19 protein-coding genes and 1 tRNA gene are annotated in these 16,430 nt (G+C 68.2%); 12 read left to right on the plus strand and 8 right to left on the minus strand.

Translation table 11 applies throughout. From position 1 onward, the window contains the following. Positions 1-66 precede the first annotated feature (66 nt). The 4 genes from gatD to HARCEL1_RS09535 all read right to left on the minus strand — a co-directional run bounded on the left by gatD (position 67) and on the right by HARCEL1_RS09535 (position 4,552). The gene (gene gatD / locus HARCEL1_RS09520) at positions 67-1,305 is read right to left on the minus strand and encodes a Glu-tRNA(Gln) amidotransferase subunit GatD (RefSeq protein ID WP_108384204.1); all 1,239 of its coding nucleotides are present in this window, start codon (positions 1,303-1,305) and stop codon (positions 67-69) included. Between the two features lie 74 nt (positions 1,306-1,379). Further along, positions 1,380-2,081 (minus strand): hypothetical protein, encoded by a 702-nt coding sequence (locus HARCEL1_RS09525; RefSeq protein ID WP_108382838.1) that lies wholly within the window; start codon positions 2,079-2,081, stop codon positions 1,380-1,382. Positions 2,082-2,159: 78 nt separating this feature from the next. After that, the gene (locus HARCEL1_RS09530) at positions 2,160-3,794 is read right to left on the minus strand and encodes a potassium channel family protein (protein WP_108382840.1); all 1,635 of its coding nucleotides are present in this window, start codon (positions 3,792-3,794) and stop codon (positions 2,160-2,162) included. A 47-nt stretch (positions 3,795-3,841) separates the two neighbouring features. After that, positions 3,842-4,552, minus strand: coding sequence for a class I SAM-dependent methyltransferase (locus HARCEL1_RS09535; protein ID WP_108384207.1), 711 nt, complete (start codon positions 4,550-4,552; stop codon positions 3,842-3,844). A 162-nt stretch (positions 4,553-4,714) separates the two neighbouring features. Here HARCEL1_RS09535 and HARCEL1_RS09540 point away from each other — a divergent pair, with 162 nt between their 5' ends. The 11 genes from HARCEL1_RS09540 (at position 4,715) to HARCEL1_RS09590 (ending at position 12,775) form a co-directional block, all read left to right on the plus strand. Then, the gene (locus HARCEL1_RS09540) at positions 4,715-5,002 is read left to right on the plus strand and encodes a MarR family transcriptional regulator (RefSeq protein ID WP_108382843.1); all 288 of its coding nucleotides are present in this window, start codon (positions 4,715-4,717) and stop codon (positions 5,000-5,002) included. Positions 5,003-5,039: 37 nt separating this feature from the next. After that, entirely contained in the window at positions 5,040-5,657 is a 618-nt protein-coding gene (locus HARCEL1_RS09545) for a YkgJ family cysteine cluster protein (RefSeq protein WP_233357323.1), read from the plus strand. A gap of 86 nt (positions 5,658-5,743) precedes the next feature. Next, positions 5,744-6,142 (plus strand): TRAM domain-containing protein, encoded by a 399-nt coding sequence (locus HARCEL1_RS09550; RefSeq protein ID WP_108382849.1) that lies wholly within the window; start codon positions 5,744-5,746, stop codon positions 6,140-6,142. 258 nt (positions 6,143-6,400) lie between these two features. Then, positions 6,401-7,408, plus strand: a complete 1,008-nt coding sequence (gene trpD / locus HARCEL1_RS09555; RefSeq protein ID WP_108382852.1) for an anthranilate phosphoribosyltransferase — start codon at positions 6,401-6,403, stop codon at positions 7,406-7,408. Next, the gene (locus HARCEL1_RS09560; RefSeq protein WP_108382855.1) at positions 7,405-8,031 is read left to right on the plus strand and encodes a phosphoribosylanthranilate isomerase; all 627 of its coding nucleotides are present in this window, start codon (positions 7,405-7,407) and stop codon (positions 8,029-8,031) included. Before trpD ends, HARCEL1_RS09560 begins: the two co-directional genes overlap by 4 nt. Beyond that, positions 8,028-9,593 carry an anthranilate synthase component I gene (trpE, locus tag HARCEL1_RS09565; RefSeq protein WP_108382858.1) on the plus strand — a complete coding sequence of 522 codons (1,566 nt, stop codon included), beginning with the start codon at positions 8,028-8,030 and terminating at the stop codon, positions 9,591-9,593. Before HARCEL1_RS09560 ends, trpE begins: the two co-directional genes overlap by 4 nt. Beyond that, the gene (trpG, locus tag HARCEL1_RS09570) at positions 9,590-10,270 is read left to right on the plus strand and encodes an anthranilate synthase component II (protein ID WP_108382861.1); all 681 of its coding nucleotides are present in this window, start codon (positions 9,590-9,592) and stop codon (positions 10,268-10,270) included. Before trpE ends, trpG begins: the two co-directional genes overlap by 4 nt. A gap of 48 nt (positions 10,271-10,318) precedes the next feature. Further along, on the plus strand, positions 10,319-10,834 hold the full coding sequence (locus HARCEL1_RS09575) for a type IV pilin (protein WP_159077079.1): 516 nt from the start codon (positions 10,319-10,321) through the stop codon (positions 10,832-10,834). Positions 10,835-10,876: 42 nt separating this feature from the next. Next, a tRNA-Leu gene (locus HARCEL1_RS09580) sits at positions 10,877-10,961 on the plus strand. A 333-nt stretch (positions 10,962-11,294) separates the two neighbouring features. After that, positions 11,295-11,714 (plus strand): DUF4870 domain-containing protein, encoded by a 420-nt coding sequence (locus HARCEL1_RS09585; RefSeq protein ID WP_108382867.1) that lies wholly within the window; start codon positions 11,295-11,297, stop codon positions 11,712-11,714. Between the two features lie 152 nt (positions 11,715-11,866). Continuing rightward, entirely contained in the window at positions 11,867-12,775 is a 909-nt protein-coding gene (locus HARCEL1_RS09590; RefSeq protein ID WP_108382870.1) for an NAD(P)/FAD-dependent oxidoreductase, read from the plus strand. 41 nt (positions 12,776-12,816) lie between these two features. Here the strand turns inward: HARCEL1_RS09590 and cysK are convergent, their stop codons facing one another. From cysK to HARCEL1_RS13630, 3 genes are all read right to left on the minus strand, one after another. Then, complete coding sequence (cysK, locus tag HARCEL1_RS09595) at positions 12,817-13,719, minus strand: cysteine synthase A (RefSeq protein ID WP_108382872.1); 903 nt, start codon at positions 13,717-13,719, stop codon at positions 12,817-12,819. 68 nt (positions 13,720-13,787) lie between these two features. Further along, positions 13,788-13,982, minus strand: a complete 195-nt coding sequence (locus HARCEL1_RS09600) for a heavy-metal-associated domain-containing protein (protein ID WP_108382875.1) — start codon at positions 13,980-13,982, stop codon at positions 13,788-13,790. 82 nt (positions 13,983-14,064) lie between these two features. Next, positions 14,065-14,226 carry a hypothetical protein gene (locus HARCEL1_RS13630; RefSeq protein ID WP_174182929.1) on the minus strand — a complete coding sequence of 54 codons (162 nt, stop codon included), beginning with the start codon at positions 14,224-14,226 and terminating at the stop codon, positions 14,065-14,067. 109 nt (positions 14,227-14,335) lie between these two features. Between HARCEL1_RS13630 and HARCEL1_RS09605 the strand changes: the two genes are divergently transcribed. Further along, the gene (locus tag HARCEL1_RS09605; protein WP_108384210.1) at positions 14,336-15,598 is read left to right on the plus strand and encodes a glycerate kinase type-2 family protein; all 1,263 of its coding nucleotides are present in this window, start codon (positions 14,336-14,338) and stop codon (positions 15,596-15,598) included. A gap of 42 nt (positions 15,599-15,640) precedes the next feature. Here the strand turns inward: HARCEL1_RS09605 and HARCEL1_RS09610 are convergent, their stop codons facing one another. Further along, entirely contained in the window at positions 15,641-16,207 is a 567-nt protein-coding gene (locus tag HARCEL1_RS09610) for an NUDIX hydrolase (RefSeq protein WP_108384212.1), read from the minus strand. Between the last annotated feature and the right edge of the window lie 223 nt (positions 16,208-16,430).

The following is a 16,430-nucleotide window of genomic DNA, read 5'->3' on the forward strand; positions in this document are numbered from 1 at the left end:
GACCGGCTTGGGTCGAGTGGATCAAAACGACACCGGTCGGCACACCGACGCGCACAGGCGGCGGCGCTACGTCCAGGGGACCGATCGGTCGGTGCGCTCGCCCGCGACGCTCTCCTCCATCGTCGCGGGGACGTCCGCGCGGTTCGCGAGCGCCCACATCAGTTTCACCGTCGCGGTCTCGGGCAGCGTGTCACCACCCTCGACGACGCCCGCCGCCAGCAGGTCGCGCCCGGTGTCGTACACCCGATCGCAGACCCGCCCTTCGACACACTGGCTGGTCATCACGACCGGCGTCTCGGGCGCGATCGAATCGATCCGATCGATCCACGTGCGGTTGACGTGGCCCAGGCCCGTCCCCTCGATCACGATCCCCGCGCCGTCGGCCACCGCGTCGAGCACGCTGGGGTCGCTGCCCGGCGCGAAGGTGACGCGTTCGACGCCGTCTTCGAACCCGATCGCACGGTCGATCTCGCCGCCGCGTTCGTCGACCGGGCGGCGATACTCGACGGCGCCGGTCGCGTACTCGACGGTCCCGATCGGCTTCGCCCCGACGGTCTCGAAGGCGTCGCGTCGCGAGGTGTGATTCTTCCGCGCGCGCGTGCCGCGATGCAGTGCACACCGATCGTCGCTCGACCCCTCGTGCATGCAGATCAGGACCTCCGCGGCGTCGCTTTTCGCGGCCTCGACCGCCGAGACCGCGTTCATCACGTTGTCACTCGACGGCCGATCCGCCGAGCGCTGACTGCCGGTGAAGACGATCGGGACCGGGGTGTCGAGCGCGAACGCGATCGCACTCGCGGTGTAGGCCATCGTGTCCGTGCCGTGCATCACGACGACGCCGTCCGCGCCCGCCTCGATCTCGTCAGCGATCGCCTCCGCCAACTCGGCCCAGACCTCGGGCGTCATGTTCTCCGAGAGGATATTCGCGACGACCCGGCCGCGGTAGTTCGCCCGCCCGGCGAGTTCGGGGACGGCGCGCAGGACGTCCTCGGCGTCGAACTGCGCGGTGACCGCGCCCGTGCGGTAATCGACCGTGGAGGCGATCGTGCCACCGGTCGAGATCAGCGCGATCGTCGGGAGATCGTCGTCGAACGCGACTTCGGATTCGCCAGTCTCGGCCTGGGCGCTCTCGACGTCGTGGACGTCGGTCGCGAGCACCTCCGGGTCGGCGCTCGCGCGGTCGATCCCAACGTTGTAGCCACTCTCCAGTTTGACGACGAGGTGATCGTCGGTCGAGGAAGGGAGAAGAACGCCCTCGACGGACTCGCCGGCCCGGTCGAGAGCGATTCGGTCGCCTGGGTGCATACCGGTCGGGACGATTGCGACGCCCTTGAATCGTCCGTTCCGCTGCGTCCCGGTCGGCAGAGGGTCGACCGGCATCAGCGGACTTCGTCGACGGTCTCGATCCACGCGGCCAGCGTCTCCGGGACGCGATCCCCGACGAGACGGCGGGCCTCGATCAGGGCCGTCACGCCGTCGAGACTCGCGGGATCGCTCGCACGCGCGATCAGGTCGATCGTCGTCGCGTCGTGATCGGCCGCGACGGCGCGCTCAGCGAGCGTCCGAATCGCCGGCGATGCGAGCGCGTCCGCGAAGTCGATCGGGGCGGTGAACCCGGCGTAGGCGACGCGTCCGCCGGGGGCCGGCCCGAGCACGACGTCGGCGGTCCGCAACTGGATCGTCGCCTGGTCGAGCGTGGCCCGATCGACGATCGCACCCGAAAAGACCACCCCGACACTCGACGCGCCCGCCTCTATGAGGTGCGTGACGGTGTTGCCCAGTCGCGCCGCGGGCGTCGACCCGACCTGGGGTTCGATCCGCGGGGTCGTCTCCAGGTCGCGATCGAGGGTGGCCTCGACCGCGTCGAGTGCGCGATCCGCGGCCCGATCGGCGTCGCTGTCGATCGGTGCGACGGTCACCAGCAGGTCACTCCCGCTCGCCTGGACGGCCCGACAGGCGTCGATCAACAGTGCTTCGCGAAGCGTGACGAGCGCCTCCGTGTCGAGTGCTGTCTCGGCAAAGGGGCCGTCCGAGACGGCGGCCTCGACTGGCGGCGGCGTCCGAACGACGATCGTCGGCATACACGCGCTCGGAGAGCCCCGGACAAGAGCGGTGCGGTCGCGGCCGTCCGGACGGTGAGCCGATCACACCCGCGACGCTCAGACGCCCGCGAGATCGATGAACGTCTCGATGCCCGCGTCCGACCCGACGACGATCGCGACGTCACCCGCCCGAAGCGTCGTCTCGGGATCGATCTCCGTGAGCATCTGCTCGTCGCGATCGATCGCGACGATCGAACAGCCAGTCCGCGAGCGGACGTCGAGGGCGGCGATCGTCTCGCCCGCGAGACGGCCGACCGCGACGCGCTGGATGCCGAAGCCACGGTCGTACGCCATCGGCTCCTCGCCCAGCAGCGATTCAGCGACCATCCGAGAGCTGACCGTCGAGACCGCGAGCACGTAGTCCGCGCCGGCGCGATACAGTTTCTGGACGTTCTCGGGGTCGTTCGCGCGCGCGACGATCTCGACGGTCGGTGCGAGTTCGCGCACGACGAGTGTCGTGAAAATCGAGTCGGTGTCGTCCGGCACCGCGACGACCACCGACCGGACGTCCGAGAGATCGATTCGCTCGAAGGTGTCCGGATCGGCCGCATCTCCGACGACGTCGACGCCCGATCCAGCGTCGCGATCGATCGTCGTACAGTCCAGTCCCGCCGAGGTCAGGCAGGTCACGACGGTCGACCCGACCGACCCCAGGCCACAGACGACGACCGACCCCCCGCGTCGATGTCGGCGTTCGGCCCGCGCCAGATCGCGCACCGCGCTGACCTGAGTTTCGTTGCCCGCGACCAACAGGACCGTCCGGGCGTCGATCCGCGCGTCGTTGTCGGGCGGGATCTCGAAGGCCCCCTCGAACCACGCGCCGACGACCTGTGCGCCCGTCCGCTCGCGAATCTGGCTGTCGACCACCCTCACGCCGTCGAGCGCGCTGTCGGGCTGGACGGGCACTTCCGTGAGTTCGAAATCGTCGGCAATCTCGACGTCGTCGTCGACGTCGATATCGAGCGCGGCCGTGACCTTGTGGGCGAGACTCTCCGCGACGAGCTGTCGGGGGTAGTATACTTCGTCCACGCCCGCCAGTCGGTAGTACTCCGCGAGATCCGGGTCCTCAGCGAAGGCGTACACCGGCGTTTCCCGCCCGTTCAGCGCCTGCTGAACCGCCAGGGCGATCGACGCGTCGGCCTCGGCACCGAGGTCGAGAACGACGCCACGGGCCGACCGGACGTTCGCCGCGTCGAGGACGTCGGGGTCCTCGGGGTCACCGGCGATCACCCGCTGGCCCGCTGCGAGACGGTCCTGAGCGCGTTCGAGGTCGGCTTCGATCAGCACCGTCTCGACGTCCTGTCCGTGAAGTTCGGGGACGAGGAGATCACCCCGCACGCTGTCCGAGCAGACGATGACGTGATCGTGCACCTCGACCGACCGGGGAACCGTCGTCGAGAGGCTGTCTTCGATCCAGGGGACGACGATCACCGGCAGCGCCATGAACACCGCGACGACGCCGATCACCATCATGACGACCATGAAGATCAACATTCCTGGGCTCTCCCAGGACGCCGCGTCTTCGCCGTACCCCGTCGTGGTAAAGGTCTGGACGACGACCACGAGCGCCTCCCAGATCGACCGTGACTGGCCCTCGAAGACCGCCATCGCGACCTTGTAGCCGACGCTCGCGAGCGCCAGGAGTGCGAGGAGTGCGAGCCCGTAGAGGACGACCTGCCGTCGTCGGTCCATTAGGTGGCCAGACCCTCCACAGCCGCTAATGGGTTGTGGCTTCCAGTTCAGTCACCGACCCGACAGTCCCAAAACGAGACCGTCGCCAGTCGATCGACGCCGGGCGCGCCCCGCAGCGACTCGTCGACGGTCCACGTCCAGTCGGCGAGTCGAGCGGGGATCTGGCGGTAGAAGCCGTACGGAAAGAGGAACTCGTGGTCGACGCCGGCGAGGTCGAGGTCCGCGTCCGCGAGCAGTTCACGCACCTCCGAGCGGCCGTACAGGCGTGACCCCATCGGGAGCGCCCAGGTGTACAGCGTTCGCAGACTCGGGCGATCGAACGTGTCGAACACCACCTGGTGGCGACTCACGCGCTCGATCTCGGCGAGAAAGCCCGCCGGGTCGTCGACGAGGTGGAAAAACCGCATCGCGAGGACGGCGTCGAAGTGATCGTCCGGAAAGGGGAGGCGGCCCGCGTCCCCACGGAGGAAGTCGGCGTCGTCGCGCACCCCCGCGGAGACCGCCTTGTCGTGGCCCTGGCGCAACATTGGCCCGGAGATATCCAGGCCGACCACGTCCGCACCACGTTCGGCCAGCGCGACCGAGAACCGCCCCGTCCCGCAAGCGATTTCGAGAATGCGTCGACCCTCGACCGGCGAGAGTGCATCGAGGACGGCCCCCTTCTCCGTGCGGTCGATGAGGCGACCGCCGTTGGAGAACCGCTTGGCGTCGTACGCCTCGGCAACCTCGTCGGTCTGATACCACTCCTGTCCCTTCACGGCCCTCTGGTTCGACCCCATCCCATTAAATCGTGCCGGAACGGATCGGTGCCAGGACGCGACGCCCGAAATATAAGGACTACCCATGAGTATGAATAAACATCAGGTGTACCCTATACCATATGGACAAGCTTTTCCCGCGTACTCGGCCCACGTCTGAGTATGAGCACCACGCCCCAGTCCGGGTCCGCCCCGATCGATCCGTTCGTCGACGAGTCGGTTCGGGAGTGTCTTCGTGAACTCCCGCCGAGCGCGAAACTCGTCACGAAAGTCTTAGACGACGAGGGCCCGCTCTCGAAGGCCGAACTCGTCGATCGATCCCTGCTGCCCGACCGGACGGTTCGGGACGCCCTCGACCGTCTGGAAGCCGTCGAGATGGTCGAGTCCCGCCGAGATCTACGCGACGCGCGCCGACAGGTGTACAGCCTCGTCGCGCCCGCCGAGATCTGACCGACAGGGCGAAATGCCTCGGCCACCGTGAATCGGTGTGTCCGAGGTCGAGCGAACCGTCGACGCCGTCGCCGACGCCATCGAAGCGATCGGCTTCGAGTGTACCCGGTGTGGCCACTGCTGTCAGGGCCTCGACGGCGACCACACCGCGACGGTGTTTCCCGGCGAGATCCGTACGATCGAAGAGCGGACCGACGAGGACTGGAACGGAATCGCTCGCCCGATGCCCTTTGGCCTCACCGAGGGGGCGGGTGAGACCTTCGAGTGGGCCCTCCAGATCGATTCCTGTGGCGACTGTACGTTCGGATCGTTCGAGGACGGCGAGCATCGGTGTGCGATCTACGAGGACCGACCGCTAATCTGTCAGACGTATCCCTTCTCGCTGGCCCCCGAAGCGGACGCCGACCCGCCGCCAGGCGTCGTCGACCGCGAGGGCCCCGTCCGCGCCCACGAATGTGAAGGCCTGGGCCGAGAGATTTCCCGCGAGAAGGCCGAAGCCCTGGCCGAGACGCTGATCGAACGGACCGAACGCGAGCGTGACGAGGCCACGGGCGTCGGAGACAACTACAGGCCGACCGACGCCGACGGCGTCGTCGTCTTCGACTCCGAGGGGCCGAAACGCCCGGACGGGACCCCACTCGACGACGAGTCCTGACCGCTCGGGGGTGCCTTGTACGGATCGACCGGAGTGCGATGGGTTCTTGTCCGCGGGCATCCACCCACCGCGCTGGAGGGCCAGTTATGGAAATCTCAGATCAACTCCTGTGTCTGTTCAGTGCGGACGTTCGCTCCGAAACCGATCGCTACGTCATCGAGGTGCCCCGCCGAGAGGTCGAGACGGGATCGATCGACCCCGACGAGACCTACCGCGTAGCGCTGATCGAAGCCGCGACCGAGAGTGAGACCACCTCCGAGGACGAGGGCCCCACGGGGGACGAACCGCAGCCACCGGTCGAACCCGGTGAGATCCGCTACGTCGAAATCGAGGACATCGGCAAGCAAGGCGACGGCATCGCTCGCGTCGAGCGGGGCTACGTCATCATCGTGCCCGGGGCCGAAATCAACGAGCGCGTGAAAGTCGAGGTCTCCGAAGTCAAGTCCAACTTCGCCGTCGGTGAGATCATCGAAGACGACATCTGATCTGGTCGGGGCCACCACTCGGTGACCGCGACACCCGTTTTCGTGCAGTCATCACGGCCGTTCGGCAGGCGCCGGAACGTGAGTTACGTCCTCCGACACGTCACCCCGTTCGACCGGTCGTCGGCCCCATCTCTCTGATCACGTCTCACTGTGCTTCGGCCCGCCCCGATCGTCGTACCCACCCCGTCACCGCCGCTCGCTCCAACACTCTTAAGTCGATGTACTTACTTGTACACTACAACACGCATGAGTGCATCAATGAATACACTACAGAATCAGATCGAGCGGGTGACGGCGGGGGAGGACCTGACCGTCGCGGAGGCGCGCGACGCCTCGCGGGCGGTCTTCGAGGACGCCACGGAGGCCCAGATCGGGGCCTTGCTCTCGGCGTTGCGCGCAAAGGGCGAGACCGAGGCGGAGATCGCGGGGTTCGCCCAGGGGATGCGCGAGGCCGCCCGGACGATCGACCCGGATCGCGACCCGCTGGTCGACACTTGCGGGACCGGTGGTGACGACTACGACACGATCAACGTCTCGACGACGAGTGCGATCGTCGCCGCCGGCGCGGGCGTCCCGATCGCCAAACACGGCAACTACTCGGTATCCTCGTCGTCGGGGAGTGCGGACGTCCTCGAAGAGGCAGGTGTCACCGTCGACGCCGAACCGCCGGCCGTCGAGGACACCATCGAGGCCGACGGCGTCGGGTTCATGCTCGCACCCGTGTTCCACCCCGCGATGAAGGCCGTCATCGGCCCGCGGAAGGAACTGGGCATGCGGACGATCTTCAACGTGCTCGGGCCGCTGACCAACCCCGCCGGTGCGGACGCGCAGGTACTCGGCGTGTACGACGAGTCGCTCGTCCGGCCGATTGCCGAGGCGCTCGCGCACATGCCCGTCGAACACGCGCTCGTCGTCCACGGATCGGGTCTGGACGAGGTCGCGATCCACGACGAGACGGTCGCCGCCGAGGTCGAGGGTGAACGGGTCACCGACCGGACGATCACGCCCGAGGCGATCGGCCTCGACCGCGCGCCGATCGAGGCGATCGCGGGCGGGTCACCGGAAGCGAACGCCGCCGACATGGAGGGCATCGTCACGGGCGCAGTGACCGGGCCGAAGCGAGACATCATCCTCGCGAACGCCGGCGCGGCGATCTACGTCGCCGGAAAAGCCGACTCGATCGCCGACGGCGTCGATCTGGCCCGCGAGGCGATCGACTCGGGAGCCGCCACCGAACGGCTCGACCGACTCCGTTCCGCCGCATGACGCGGGTCAAGCTCTGCGGGATGACCGATCGAAGTGCGCTCGACGCGGCCGTCGACGCGGGGGCCGACGCGGTCGGCGTGATCTGTGCGGTCGACGTCGACACGCCCCGCGAGGTCGATCGGGAGCGGGCCGCCGCGTTGCTCGCTGCCGTGCCCCCGTTCGTCACGGGCGTGCTGGTGACGATGGCCGTAGATTCGGGGCCCGTCCGCGATCTGGTCGGGACGCTCGACCCCGACGCCGTCCAGGTCCACGGGCTCGATAGCGAGGGGCTGGCGGCGCTCGACGAGTGCTCGGCGGACGTGATCGCCGTCGCTGATCCGACCGCCGACGATCTGACTGCTCGCGCCGAGGCGGCCGACGCCGTCGTGATCGACTCGCTGGACGAACAGGGTGGTGGCGGGACCGGCGAGACCCACGACTGGGCACGGACCGCCGCGCTCGTCGAGGAACTCGACACCCCGGTCGTGCTCGCGGGTGGGTTGACGCCCGCGACGGTGGGGGAGGCGGTCGCAACGGTCGATCCGTACGCCGTCGACGTCGCCAGCGGCGTCGAGTCCGCCCCCGGTGAGAAAGACCGCGCCGCGATGAATCGGTTCGTCGCGAGCGCGACGGGGGCCGCATGAGCGTCGACTGCTCGCGCGCGGCGTTTCGCGAGCGGAGCGGCGAGGGCCAGGCGGTCGTCCGCGCGACCGCGACACTCGACGCCAGCGTCGCGCCGCTGACCGCGTACGCCGCGCTCACCGATCGCGATGCGGGCTACGGATTCCTGCTCGAAAGCGCCGAGAAGGTCGCCTCCAGCGACCCCGACGGCGCGTTCGCGCCCGCGACCGACGATCGGCACGCCCGGTATTCGTTCGTGGGCTACGACCCCGCGGCAGTCGTGACCGTCGGGCCCGACGAGCGATCGGTCGAGACGCTCGCGGACCGGTACGCCGACGTGCTCGCGGTCGACGGTGGCGACGTCCTCGACGCGCTCCGCTCGGCGCTGCCCGAACTCCCCCGGCGGGGCTTTCCCGACCACGACCGCCAGCGCCTCGACGGTGGGCTCGTCGGATTTCTGGGCTACGACGCGGTGTACGACCTCTGGCTCGACGAGGTCGGCCTCGTCCGTCCGGACTCGCGATTCCCGGACGCGCAGTTCGTCCTCACGACGAAGACGCTCGTCTTCGATCACGCCGAGGACGCAATCCAGGTGATCTACACGCCGATCGTCCGCGACGGCGAGGCCGACGCCGTGTACGACCGCCTGGCCGCCGACGCCGAGCGCGTCGAGGCGGCACTCGTCGACGCCGATCAGCCCGATCTGAGCGGGTTCGAGCGCAGCGGTGAGACCGCCGGGCCACAAGACGAGTACGAAGCGGCCGTCGAGACCGCCAAAGAGCACGTCCTCGCGGGTGACATCTACCAGGGCGTCATCTCCCGGACGCGCGAGTTGCAGGGTGAGATCGACTCGCTCGGACTCTACGCCGCGCTCCGGTCGATCAACCCCTCACCGTATATGTATCACCTGGGGTTCGAGGACCGCTCGATCGTCGGTGCGAGCCCCGAGACGCTCGTCTCGGTCAGCGACGAGCGGGTCATCTCGAACCCCATCGCGGGAACGTGCCCGCGTGGGTCGAGCCCGGTCGAGGACCGCCGGCTGGCGGGCGAGATGCTCGCTGACGGGAAAGAGCGCGCCGAGCACACCATGCTGGTCGATCTGGCGCGCAACGATGTCCGCCGGGTTTCAGAGCCCGGATCCGTGCGGGTCGAGGAGTTCATGAACGTCCTGAAATACAGCCACGTCCAGCACATCGAGTCGACCGTGACGGGCACGCTCGCCGCCGATGCAGACGCGTTCGACGCCGCGCGCGCAACCTTCCCGGCGGGGACGCTCTCGGGGGCCCCGAAGATCCGTGCGATGGAGATCATCGACGCATTGGAGGCCGAACCGCGCGGCCCCTACGGCGGCGGCGTCGGCTATTTCTCGTGGACGGGCGACGTCGACATGGCGATCGTCATCCGGTCGGCGACCGTCGAGGCGGGCGATCCCGACCGGATCACCGTCCAGGCGGGCGCAGGCATCGTCGCTGACTCAGACCCCACGAGCGAGTACGAAGAGACCGAACAGAAGATGGGCGGCGTCCTCGACGCCATCGAGGCCATCGAGGCGACCGAGCGCGATCCACGGGAGGTCCGGCGATGAGCGCGAGCGAAGAGAGCGCGGAGAGCGAGCGGAGCGCGAAGAGCGAGCGGAGCGCGGAGGACGAGAGGAGCGAAGAGACCGACACGACGATCCTCGTCATCGACAACTTCGACTCGTTTACCTACAACCTGGTCGAGTATCTCAGCGAACACGGCGTCGCGACGCCGGTCTTGCGCAACACCGCGACCGTCGAGGAGGTGCGCGCTATCGACCCGGACGGGATCGTGATCAGCCCCGGCCCGGGGCATCCGAAAAACGACCGCGACGTGGGTGTCTCGACCGCGGTCCTCCGGGAGATCGCCCCGGAGATCCCGACGATGGGCGTCTGTCTCGGTCTCGAAGCCGCCGTCCACGCCTACGGCGGCACCGTCGGTCGCGCGCCCGCGCCGATCCACGGCAAGGCCGCGTCGATCACCCACGACGCGACGGGGCTGTTCGACGGGCTTGACGACCCCGTTCGTGGCGGACGCTATCACTCGCTGATCGCCGCCGACGTGCCCGACGCCTTCGCCGTGACGGCGACGGCGACCGACGACGGCGAGGAACTCGTCATGGGGATTCGCCACCGCGAGCACCCGATCCACGCCGTGCAGTTCCACCCCGAATCGGTGCTCACGGGCGTCGGCCACGACGTCGTCGCGAACTTCCTCGACATCGTGAGCGGCGTCAACCCCTGAAGTCGCGGAGACTCGTTTTCCGGCCTGGACTCGTATATCGGACAGACCGTGCCCTCCACCCGCGCCGTCTCGCCCGTCGTGGGAACGGTGTTGATGGTCGCCATCACCGTCGTGCTCGCGGCGACGATCGCAACGTTCGCGCTCGCGTTCGACGACGAGCTCCAGGAGCCAGCGCCGCCGAGTGCCTTCGAGTACGAGTACAGCGCCACTGGCGAGGGGAACGACGACAATCGCCCGTACGTGAAGCTCCGACACGCCGCCGGACGCCCGGTCGACGCCGACCGCGTCGTCATCAAAGACGAGTCGGGCAACCGAATCTACTGGAACGAGGTCTGGACCGGTGGCGAGACGCTCGTCGCAGGTGATTACGTCCACATCGACGGGTATCGCAGTGACGACGTCCTCGATCCGATCTGTGAGGCCGGCGATACCTACTGGGTGATCGTCGAGAATTCGGACGGCGAGCAGATCGCGATCGATCGCTGGGAGGCCCCGCGCGATCCGAACGTGCCGCCAGGATCGTGGATCGACAGCGACGGCGACGGGATTCCGGACGCCTGTTGATCGCGTAGCGTTTATGCCCGACGGCGGCGGAGTGGGGCGTGCGCGCGGGTAGCCAAGCCAGGCCAACGGCGCAGCGCTTAGGACGCTGTCTCGTAGGAGTCCGCCAGTTCGAATCTGGTCCCGCGCAGTGAGGAGCGAAGCGACGAACGAGCAGGCACGGATTCGAACCCTGGAAGTCGCGTGCGCACAGCGAACGCAGTGAGCGAGCACACCCGTCTTCCTCCGGTTCGAATCTGGTCCCGCGCATAGCGAGATGCGAACGGAGTGAGGGCCTCGAACATGCGAGCGGTGAACGAAGCGAACCATGAGACACCGTCAGGTCGGTCGAATCACGCCGTGCGAACCGCTCGACCCAGACCCGTCGACTCGCTCGAATCGAGCACCAGCGCTCCCCACCCCGCCCGTCCGACCCAAACACACACGTTTTATTACGACAAGTAGTGTCACACAACGAACGACGATGTCGTCAGACACCCACACATCCGGCGTAACGAGTTCGAACACCGAGACCGGCCTCGACGTGAACGTCGCCGCGGCGCTCGCCTACGTCCTGGGCCCGGTGTCGGGGCTCGTAATGTATCTCCTCGAAACCGACCACCGGACGATCCGGTACCACGGCGTCCAGAGCATCCTCGTCTTCGGCGGGGTGTTCGCTGCCCATATCGGACTCAACGTCCTGGGGAGGATCGCGAACCTGGCACTCTCGTACGTCCCGGGCGGGGTCATCCTGTCGACCCTCATCGGGCTGGTGCTGGGGCTCCTGACGCTCGCGCTCTGGCTCGGCGCGTTCGTCGCCTGGCTGTATCTCATCGTCAGGACCTACCAGGAGGCCGACCCGCACCTGCCCGTCGTCGGTGATATGGCCCAAAAGTACGCCTGAATCGCGACGCGGCCGGATCGACGACCGCGACAAACCGCCCGCAAACTGGTTCTCGCAACTCGGTCTCGACCCCCACGGAGCGATCGCTCCAGCGTCGACTCGCCCACCGATCCGAACGCCTTTTGTACTGGTAGTCTTGTACAATACATACAATGGCAGAGATCGCAATCGTCGGTGGTGGGCCCGCGGGCCTGGCCGCCGCGGTGTACACGGCACGCGCAGATCGCGAGACGATCGTCTTCGACTCGGGCGAGGGGACGACGGCGAGCGTCGACTGGATGGAGAACGTCTACGGGTTCCCGGAGGGCATCGCAGGGCCCGACATCGTCGCGCGGGGGCGCGAGCACGCCGAGCGGTTCGGTGCCGAGATCATTCGCGAGGAAGTCGTTCGGATCGCAGACGACGGCGAGGGCTACACGGTCGAGACGACCGACTCGACCTATAGCGTGACGGGCGTCGTCCTCGCGACGGGGTCGAGTTACGAGACGCCCGCGATCGCGGGGATCGACGACTACGAGGGCCAGGGCGTCTCGTACTGCGTGGAGTGTGACGCCTTCTTCTATCGGGACCAGACCGTCGGCGTCGTCGGCGCGGGCAACTACGCCGCCAAGGAGGCGACGATGTTGCTTGATTACACCGACGACGTGACGGTGTACACCAACGGCACGGATCTCACGATGGACGAGGGCCTGCGGGCCGACCTGGACGACCGCGGGATTCCGATCGTCGAAGAGTCGATCGCGGACCTCCACGGCGACGGCGTCCTGGAGGCGATCACGGTCGACGGCCGACAAGTCCCGATCGACGGCCTGTTCGTCGCGCTCGGCGCGGCGGGCGGGACCGACCTCGCGGAGATGCTCGGCGTCCCCGTCCTCGACGACGAGATCCAGGTCGAATCCGACCAATCGACGGGCGTCGACCGCGTCTACGCCGCGGGCGACGTGACCGGTGGCCAACGCCAGGTCAACGTCTCGATCGGGGAGGGAACGACCGCGGCGATCGCACTGCTCGAATCCCTGCGTGGTGGCCAGTACGTCGACTACAAGAAAGTCGAGGCCTGATCGAATCGGGGTCGGCGCAGGAATCGTGTGCGATCAAAACACTACTCTGGCGACTCGTACAGATCCGTCGAGAGGTACCGCTCGCCAGGGTCGCAGACGATCGTGACGACCGGGCCGTCCCGCTGTTTGGCGACCTCGGTCGCGACGTGGACGTTCGCGCCGGTGGAGATGCCACCCGCGATGCCCTCCGTCCGGGCGAGTTTGCGCGCGTCCGCGACGGCGTCCGCACGAGAGACCGTTCGGATCTCGTCGATCAGGTCCGTGTCGAGGACGTCCGGGACGAATCCCGCGCCGATGCCCTGGATGCCGTGACTCCCGGCGGCCCCGCCCGAGAGGACCGCCGAATCGGCGGGTTCGACCGCGATCAGGTCGGCGTCGACGCCCGCGTCGTCGACGGCTTGCCCGACGCCGGTGATCGTCCCGCCGGTGCCGACGCCGGCGACGAACGCCGCCAAATCGTCGCCCACGTCGTCGATGATCTCCGGGCCCGTGGTCGTGCGGTGGGCGGTTGCGTTCACGGGGTTCTCGAACTGCTGAGGGGAAAAGGAATCGTCGCGCTCGGCGGCGATCGCCTCGGCACGCTCGATCGCCCCGGGCATGCCGTCCTCGGCGGGCGTGAGTTCGAGTTCGGCCCCGAGCGCGGCGAGCAGCGCACGGCGCTCTTCGCTCATCGATTCTGGCATGGTCAAGACGAGATCCAGGCCGTGAGCGGCACAGACGGTCGCCAGCCCGATCCCGGTGTTGCCGCTGGTCGGTTCGATCACGGTCGTGTCGGCAGTAACCTCGCCCGCGTCGATCGCGGCTTCGATCATCTCGCGAGCGATGCGGTCCTTGACGGAATAGGGATTGAACGATTCGAGTTTGACGAGCAGGTTCTCGGCGAACGCGTCGGCACGCAGGAGTGGTGTCGCTCCGATCAGATCGGTCGCGTCGTCGGCGATCATGACTGTGCGTACGCTGACGGCCCCAATGAAAGGGTCGATGCCGACAGGAGCGCCGGCCGGGATCCGAGTCAGGCGAGATCGTAGCCAGCCTCACCGATCGCTGCGCGGACGGCCGCGGGATCGGGGTCGCCCGACACGGTGACGGTGTCGGCCTCGTGGTCGGCCGTGACGTCGGTGACGCCCTCGACGGCCTCGACGGTCTCGATCACGGTCGTCTCACAGCCGGTACACTGCATGCCCTCGACGGTGTAGGTGCGAGCCATATCGGGAGGTGCGGTCCAAGTCATTTCGGAATTGCTGTTCGGGCAGGCCACAACCAGTCGCCCAGGGGTCGGGCCCAGCGGTTCAGAACCCACCGCGATCCGGGCCGAACCCCTCTTCCATCCGTCCACACTCGCCGTTCTGATCGATCAGGACACGGCCCTGGTAGCCACACCGGCCGTTGTTGTTGTACTGACAGCGGGTGCAGCGACATTCGAGGGTGATCGAGCGATCCTGGGTAGACATACCAGGGCCATCGGTATCGACCCACTTGGTAATTGACCTTCTGAACCGAGCGATTGATTCGCCGTCCGATCGACGGGCCACCGTGTTCGACGCCGACCGGTTCGAGCGAATGGACGTGCGACTCGCCGTCGAGAGCCTCGCTGCGGGGATCCGGGCGGCCCACCCCAGGCGAGCGATCGCTGACGCGGTCACGCTGGACGGCGATCACCTGCGGGTCGGCGACGTGAGTGTGGACCTCGCGGACGTGAATCGCGTGCTCGTGCTCGGCGGCGGGAACGCCGCCGGGACCATCGGGGTAGCACTGGAAGCGGTGCTCGGCGACCGGATCGACGACGGCCTCGTCGTCACCGACGACCCCCGCGAGACCGACCGGGTGAGCGTCCGCGAGGGTGATCACCCACTCCCGACGGTACGGAACGAGCGCGCGACCGGCGACCTCCTCGATCGAGCACGCGCGGCGGGGCCCGACGATCTCGTCCTCGCGCCGATCACCGGCGGCGGGAGCGCACTCCTGTGTGCGCCCGCGGGCGATCTGAGCGTCGACGACCTCGCGGCGACGACCGACGCACTGCTCGCGGCGGGCGTTTCGATCGATCGGATCAACGCGATCCGGCGGCGCTGCTCGAAGATCAAGGGTGGCGGCCTCGCGAGCGCGCTCGCGCCGGCACGGACGATCGGCGTGCTCGTTAGCGACGTCGTCGGTGAGTCGAGCGTCATCGCGAGCGGGCCGCTCAGCCCCGATCCGGGCGTCGATCCGTCGATCCCCGACGGGGTCGACCTGCCCCAGGTGGTCCGCAAGCATCTCGCGGACGGCGGCACCGTGGGGCCAGCGACCGACCGCGCAGGCCTCGATCGCGTCGTGATCGCGGACGGCGAGCGCGCGATCGAGGCCGCCGCGACGCGGGTCCGCGAGGCCGGTGTGGAGCCGACGGTGCTGTCGACGACGATTCGGGGCGGGGCCGCCGACGCCGCCCGCACGCAGGTCGCGATCGCAGAAGAAATCGCCGCGACGGGCCGGCCGGTCGACCCGCCGGCCGTCCTGCTCTCGGGGGGCGAGACGACCGTCGACGTGACGGGCGCGGGGCGAGGCGGGCCGAACACGACGTTCGCCACCGCGGCAGCGCTCGCGGCCGCCGACGGCCCGCGGATGGCGGTCGCGAGCGTCGACACCGACGGCCAGGACGGTTCCGCAGGGGCGGCCGGCGGCGTCGTCACCGAGACGACCGTCGACGATCCGGACTGGGCGCGGGCCGCACTCCGCGACGACGATACGGCGAGCTATCTCCGGGAGCGCGGAGTACTGCTCGACTCGGGCCGGACCGGGACGAACGTCAACGACCTCCGCGCGGTCGTCGTCCTCGATCGAGACTGATCGAATCGGGGCGTGAAGATCCGCGGCGGTCCGCCAGCCGCGTTATTCGCGATCGCGGCGCATCGCGATCTCGAACCACGGACAGAGACGGAACTGGCGGTACCACTCGCGGTGCTCGACCAGGCGTTCGTACGGCACCCACGCGATGCCGCCGACCTCCGCGGGGTCGGGATCGAGCGAACGGTCGGTCAGCGTCGCCTGGAGGACGGCACAGACCTCGTGTTCGAGGCCGCGATCCTCGAAGAAACGTCGGTACTCGAATCGGTCTGTCACGCGAAGGTTCTCGTACTGGTCGGGGGTCACGCCGAGTTCCTCGGCGAGGCGTTCCTCGGTCGCGTCGACCTGAGACTGATCGGGCACGGGATGGGAGGCGACGGTGCCGTCCCAGTGGGTCGGCCAGAGGCGTTTCTCGGGGCTGCGCTGGGCGAGCAGGACGTTCCCCTCGCCGTCGAACAGGAGGGCAGTGAAGGCCCGGTGGCGAATGCCGTCGCCGGTGTGAGCCTCCAGCCGGTTGACCACGTCCTGGCGCTGATCGTCGGCGTCCACGGCCACGACGACTTGCTCGGCGTTTTCGTGGTCGCCGGCCGTCGCGGGGTCGGCGTCACTCATCGCGTCGATCAACGACCACCGGGATCAAACGTGTGTCGGATCGTCCTGCCGCGATCGCCGTCGCGTCGAAACGAAGCGGGATCGAAGAGGTGGATCCGCGGGCCCAGCGGAAAAACCAGTGTGAGCCAGTCGGGATGACCAGTCATCAGCGGGTCGCGACCGACTGGCGACGGCGTTCAGTGGGGGGACAGTGGGCCAGGGCCACCACCGCAGTTGACGGTGG

Source organism: Halococcoides cellulosivorans (assembly GCF_003058365.1).
GTDB classification, from domain to species: Archaea; Halobacteriota; Halobacteria; order Halobacteriales; family Haloarculaceae; genus Halococcoides; species Halococcoides cellulosivorans.

Excerpts from the sequence above, each read along its gene's own strand:
- trpG (WP_108382861.1), top strand. The coding sequence starts at position 9,590 with ATGAGCGCGAGCGAAGAGAGCGCGGAGAGCGAGCGGAGCGCGAAGAGC.
- trpE (WP_108382858.1), top strand. The coding sequence starts at position 8,028 with ATGAGCGTCGACTGCTCGCGCGCGGCGTTTCGCGAGCGGAGCGGCGAG.
- HARCEL1_RS09605 (WP_108384210.1), top strand. The coding sequence starts at position 14,336 with ATGGACGTGCGACTCGCCGTCGAGAGCCTCGCTGCGGGGATCCGGGCG.
- HARCEL1_RS09540 (WP_108382843.1), top strand. The coding sequence starts at position 4,715 with ATGAGCACCACGCCCCAGTCCGGGTCCGCCCCGATCGATCCGTTCGTC.
- cysK (WP_108382872.1), bottom strand. The coding sequence starts at position 13,719 with ATGATCGCCGACGACGCGACCGATCTGATCGGAGCGACACCACTCCTG.
- HARCEL1_RS09550 (WP_108382849.1), top strand. The coding sequence starts at position 5,744 with ATGGAAATCTCAGATCAACTCCTGTGTCTGTTCAGTGCGGACGTTCGC.
- HARCEL1_RS09590 (WP_108382870.1), top strand. The coding sequence starts at position 11,867 with ATGGCAGAGATCGCAATCGTCGGTGGTGGGCCCGCGGGCCTGGCCGCC.
- HARCEL1_RS09560 (WP_108382855.1), top strand. The coding sequence starts at position 7,405 with ATGACGCGGGTCAAGCTCTGCGGGATGACCGATCGAAGTGCGCTCGAC.
- HARCEL1_RS09530 (WP_108382840.1), bottom strand. The coding sequence starts at position 3,794 with ATGGACCGACGACGGCAGGTCGTCCTCTACGGGCTCGCACTCCTCGCA.
- HARCEL1_RS13630 (WP_174182929.1), bottom strand. The coding sequence starts at position 14,226 with ATGTCTACCCAGGATCGCTCGATCACCCTCGAATGTCGCTGCACCCGC.
- HARCEL1_RS09610 (WP_108384212.1), bottom strand. The coding sequence starts at position 16,207 with ATGAGTGACGCCGACCCCGCGACGGCCGGCGACCACGAAAACGCCGAG.
- HARCEL1_RS09585 (WP_108382867.1), top strand. The coding sequence starts at position 11,295 with ATGTCGTCAGACACCCACACATCCGGCGTAACGAGTTCGAACACCGAG.
- HARCEL1_RS09525 (WP_108382838.1), bottom strand. The coding sequence starts at position 2,081 with ATGCCGACGATCGTCGTTCGGACGCCGCCGCCAGTCGAGGCCGCCGTC.
- HARCEL1_RS09600 (WP_108382875.1), bottom strand. The coding sequence starts at position 13,982 with ATGGCTCGCACCTACACCGTCGAGGGCATGCAGTGTACCGGCTGTGAG.
- trpD (WP_108382852.1), top strand. The coding sequence starts at position 6,401 with ATGAATACACTACAGAATCAGATCGAGCGGGTGACGGCGGGGGAGGAC.
- gatD (WP_108384204.1), bottom strand. The coding sequence starts at position 1,305 with ATGCACCCAGGCGACCGAATCGCTCTCGACCGGGCCGGCGAGTCCGTC.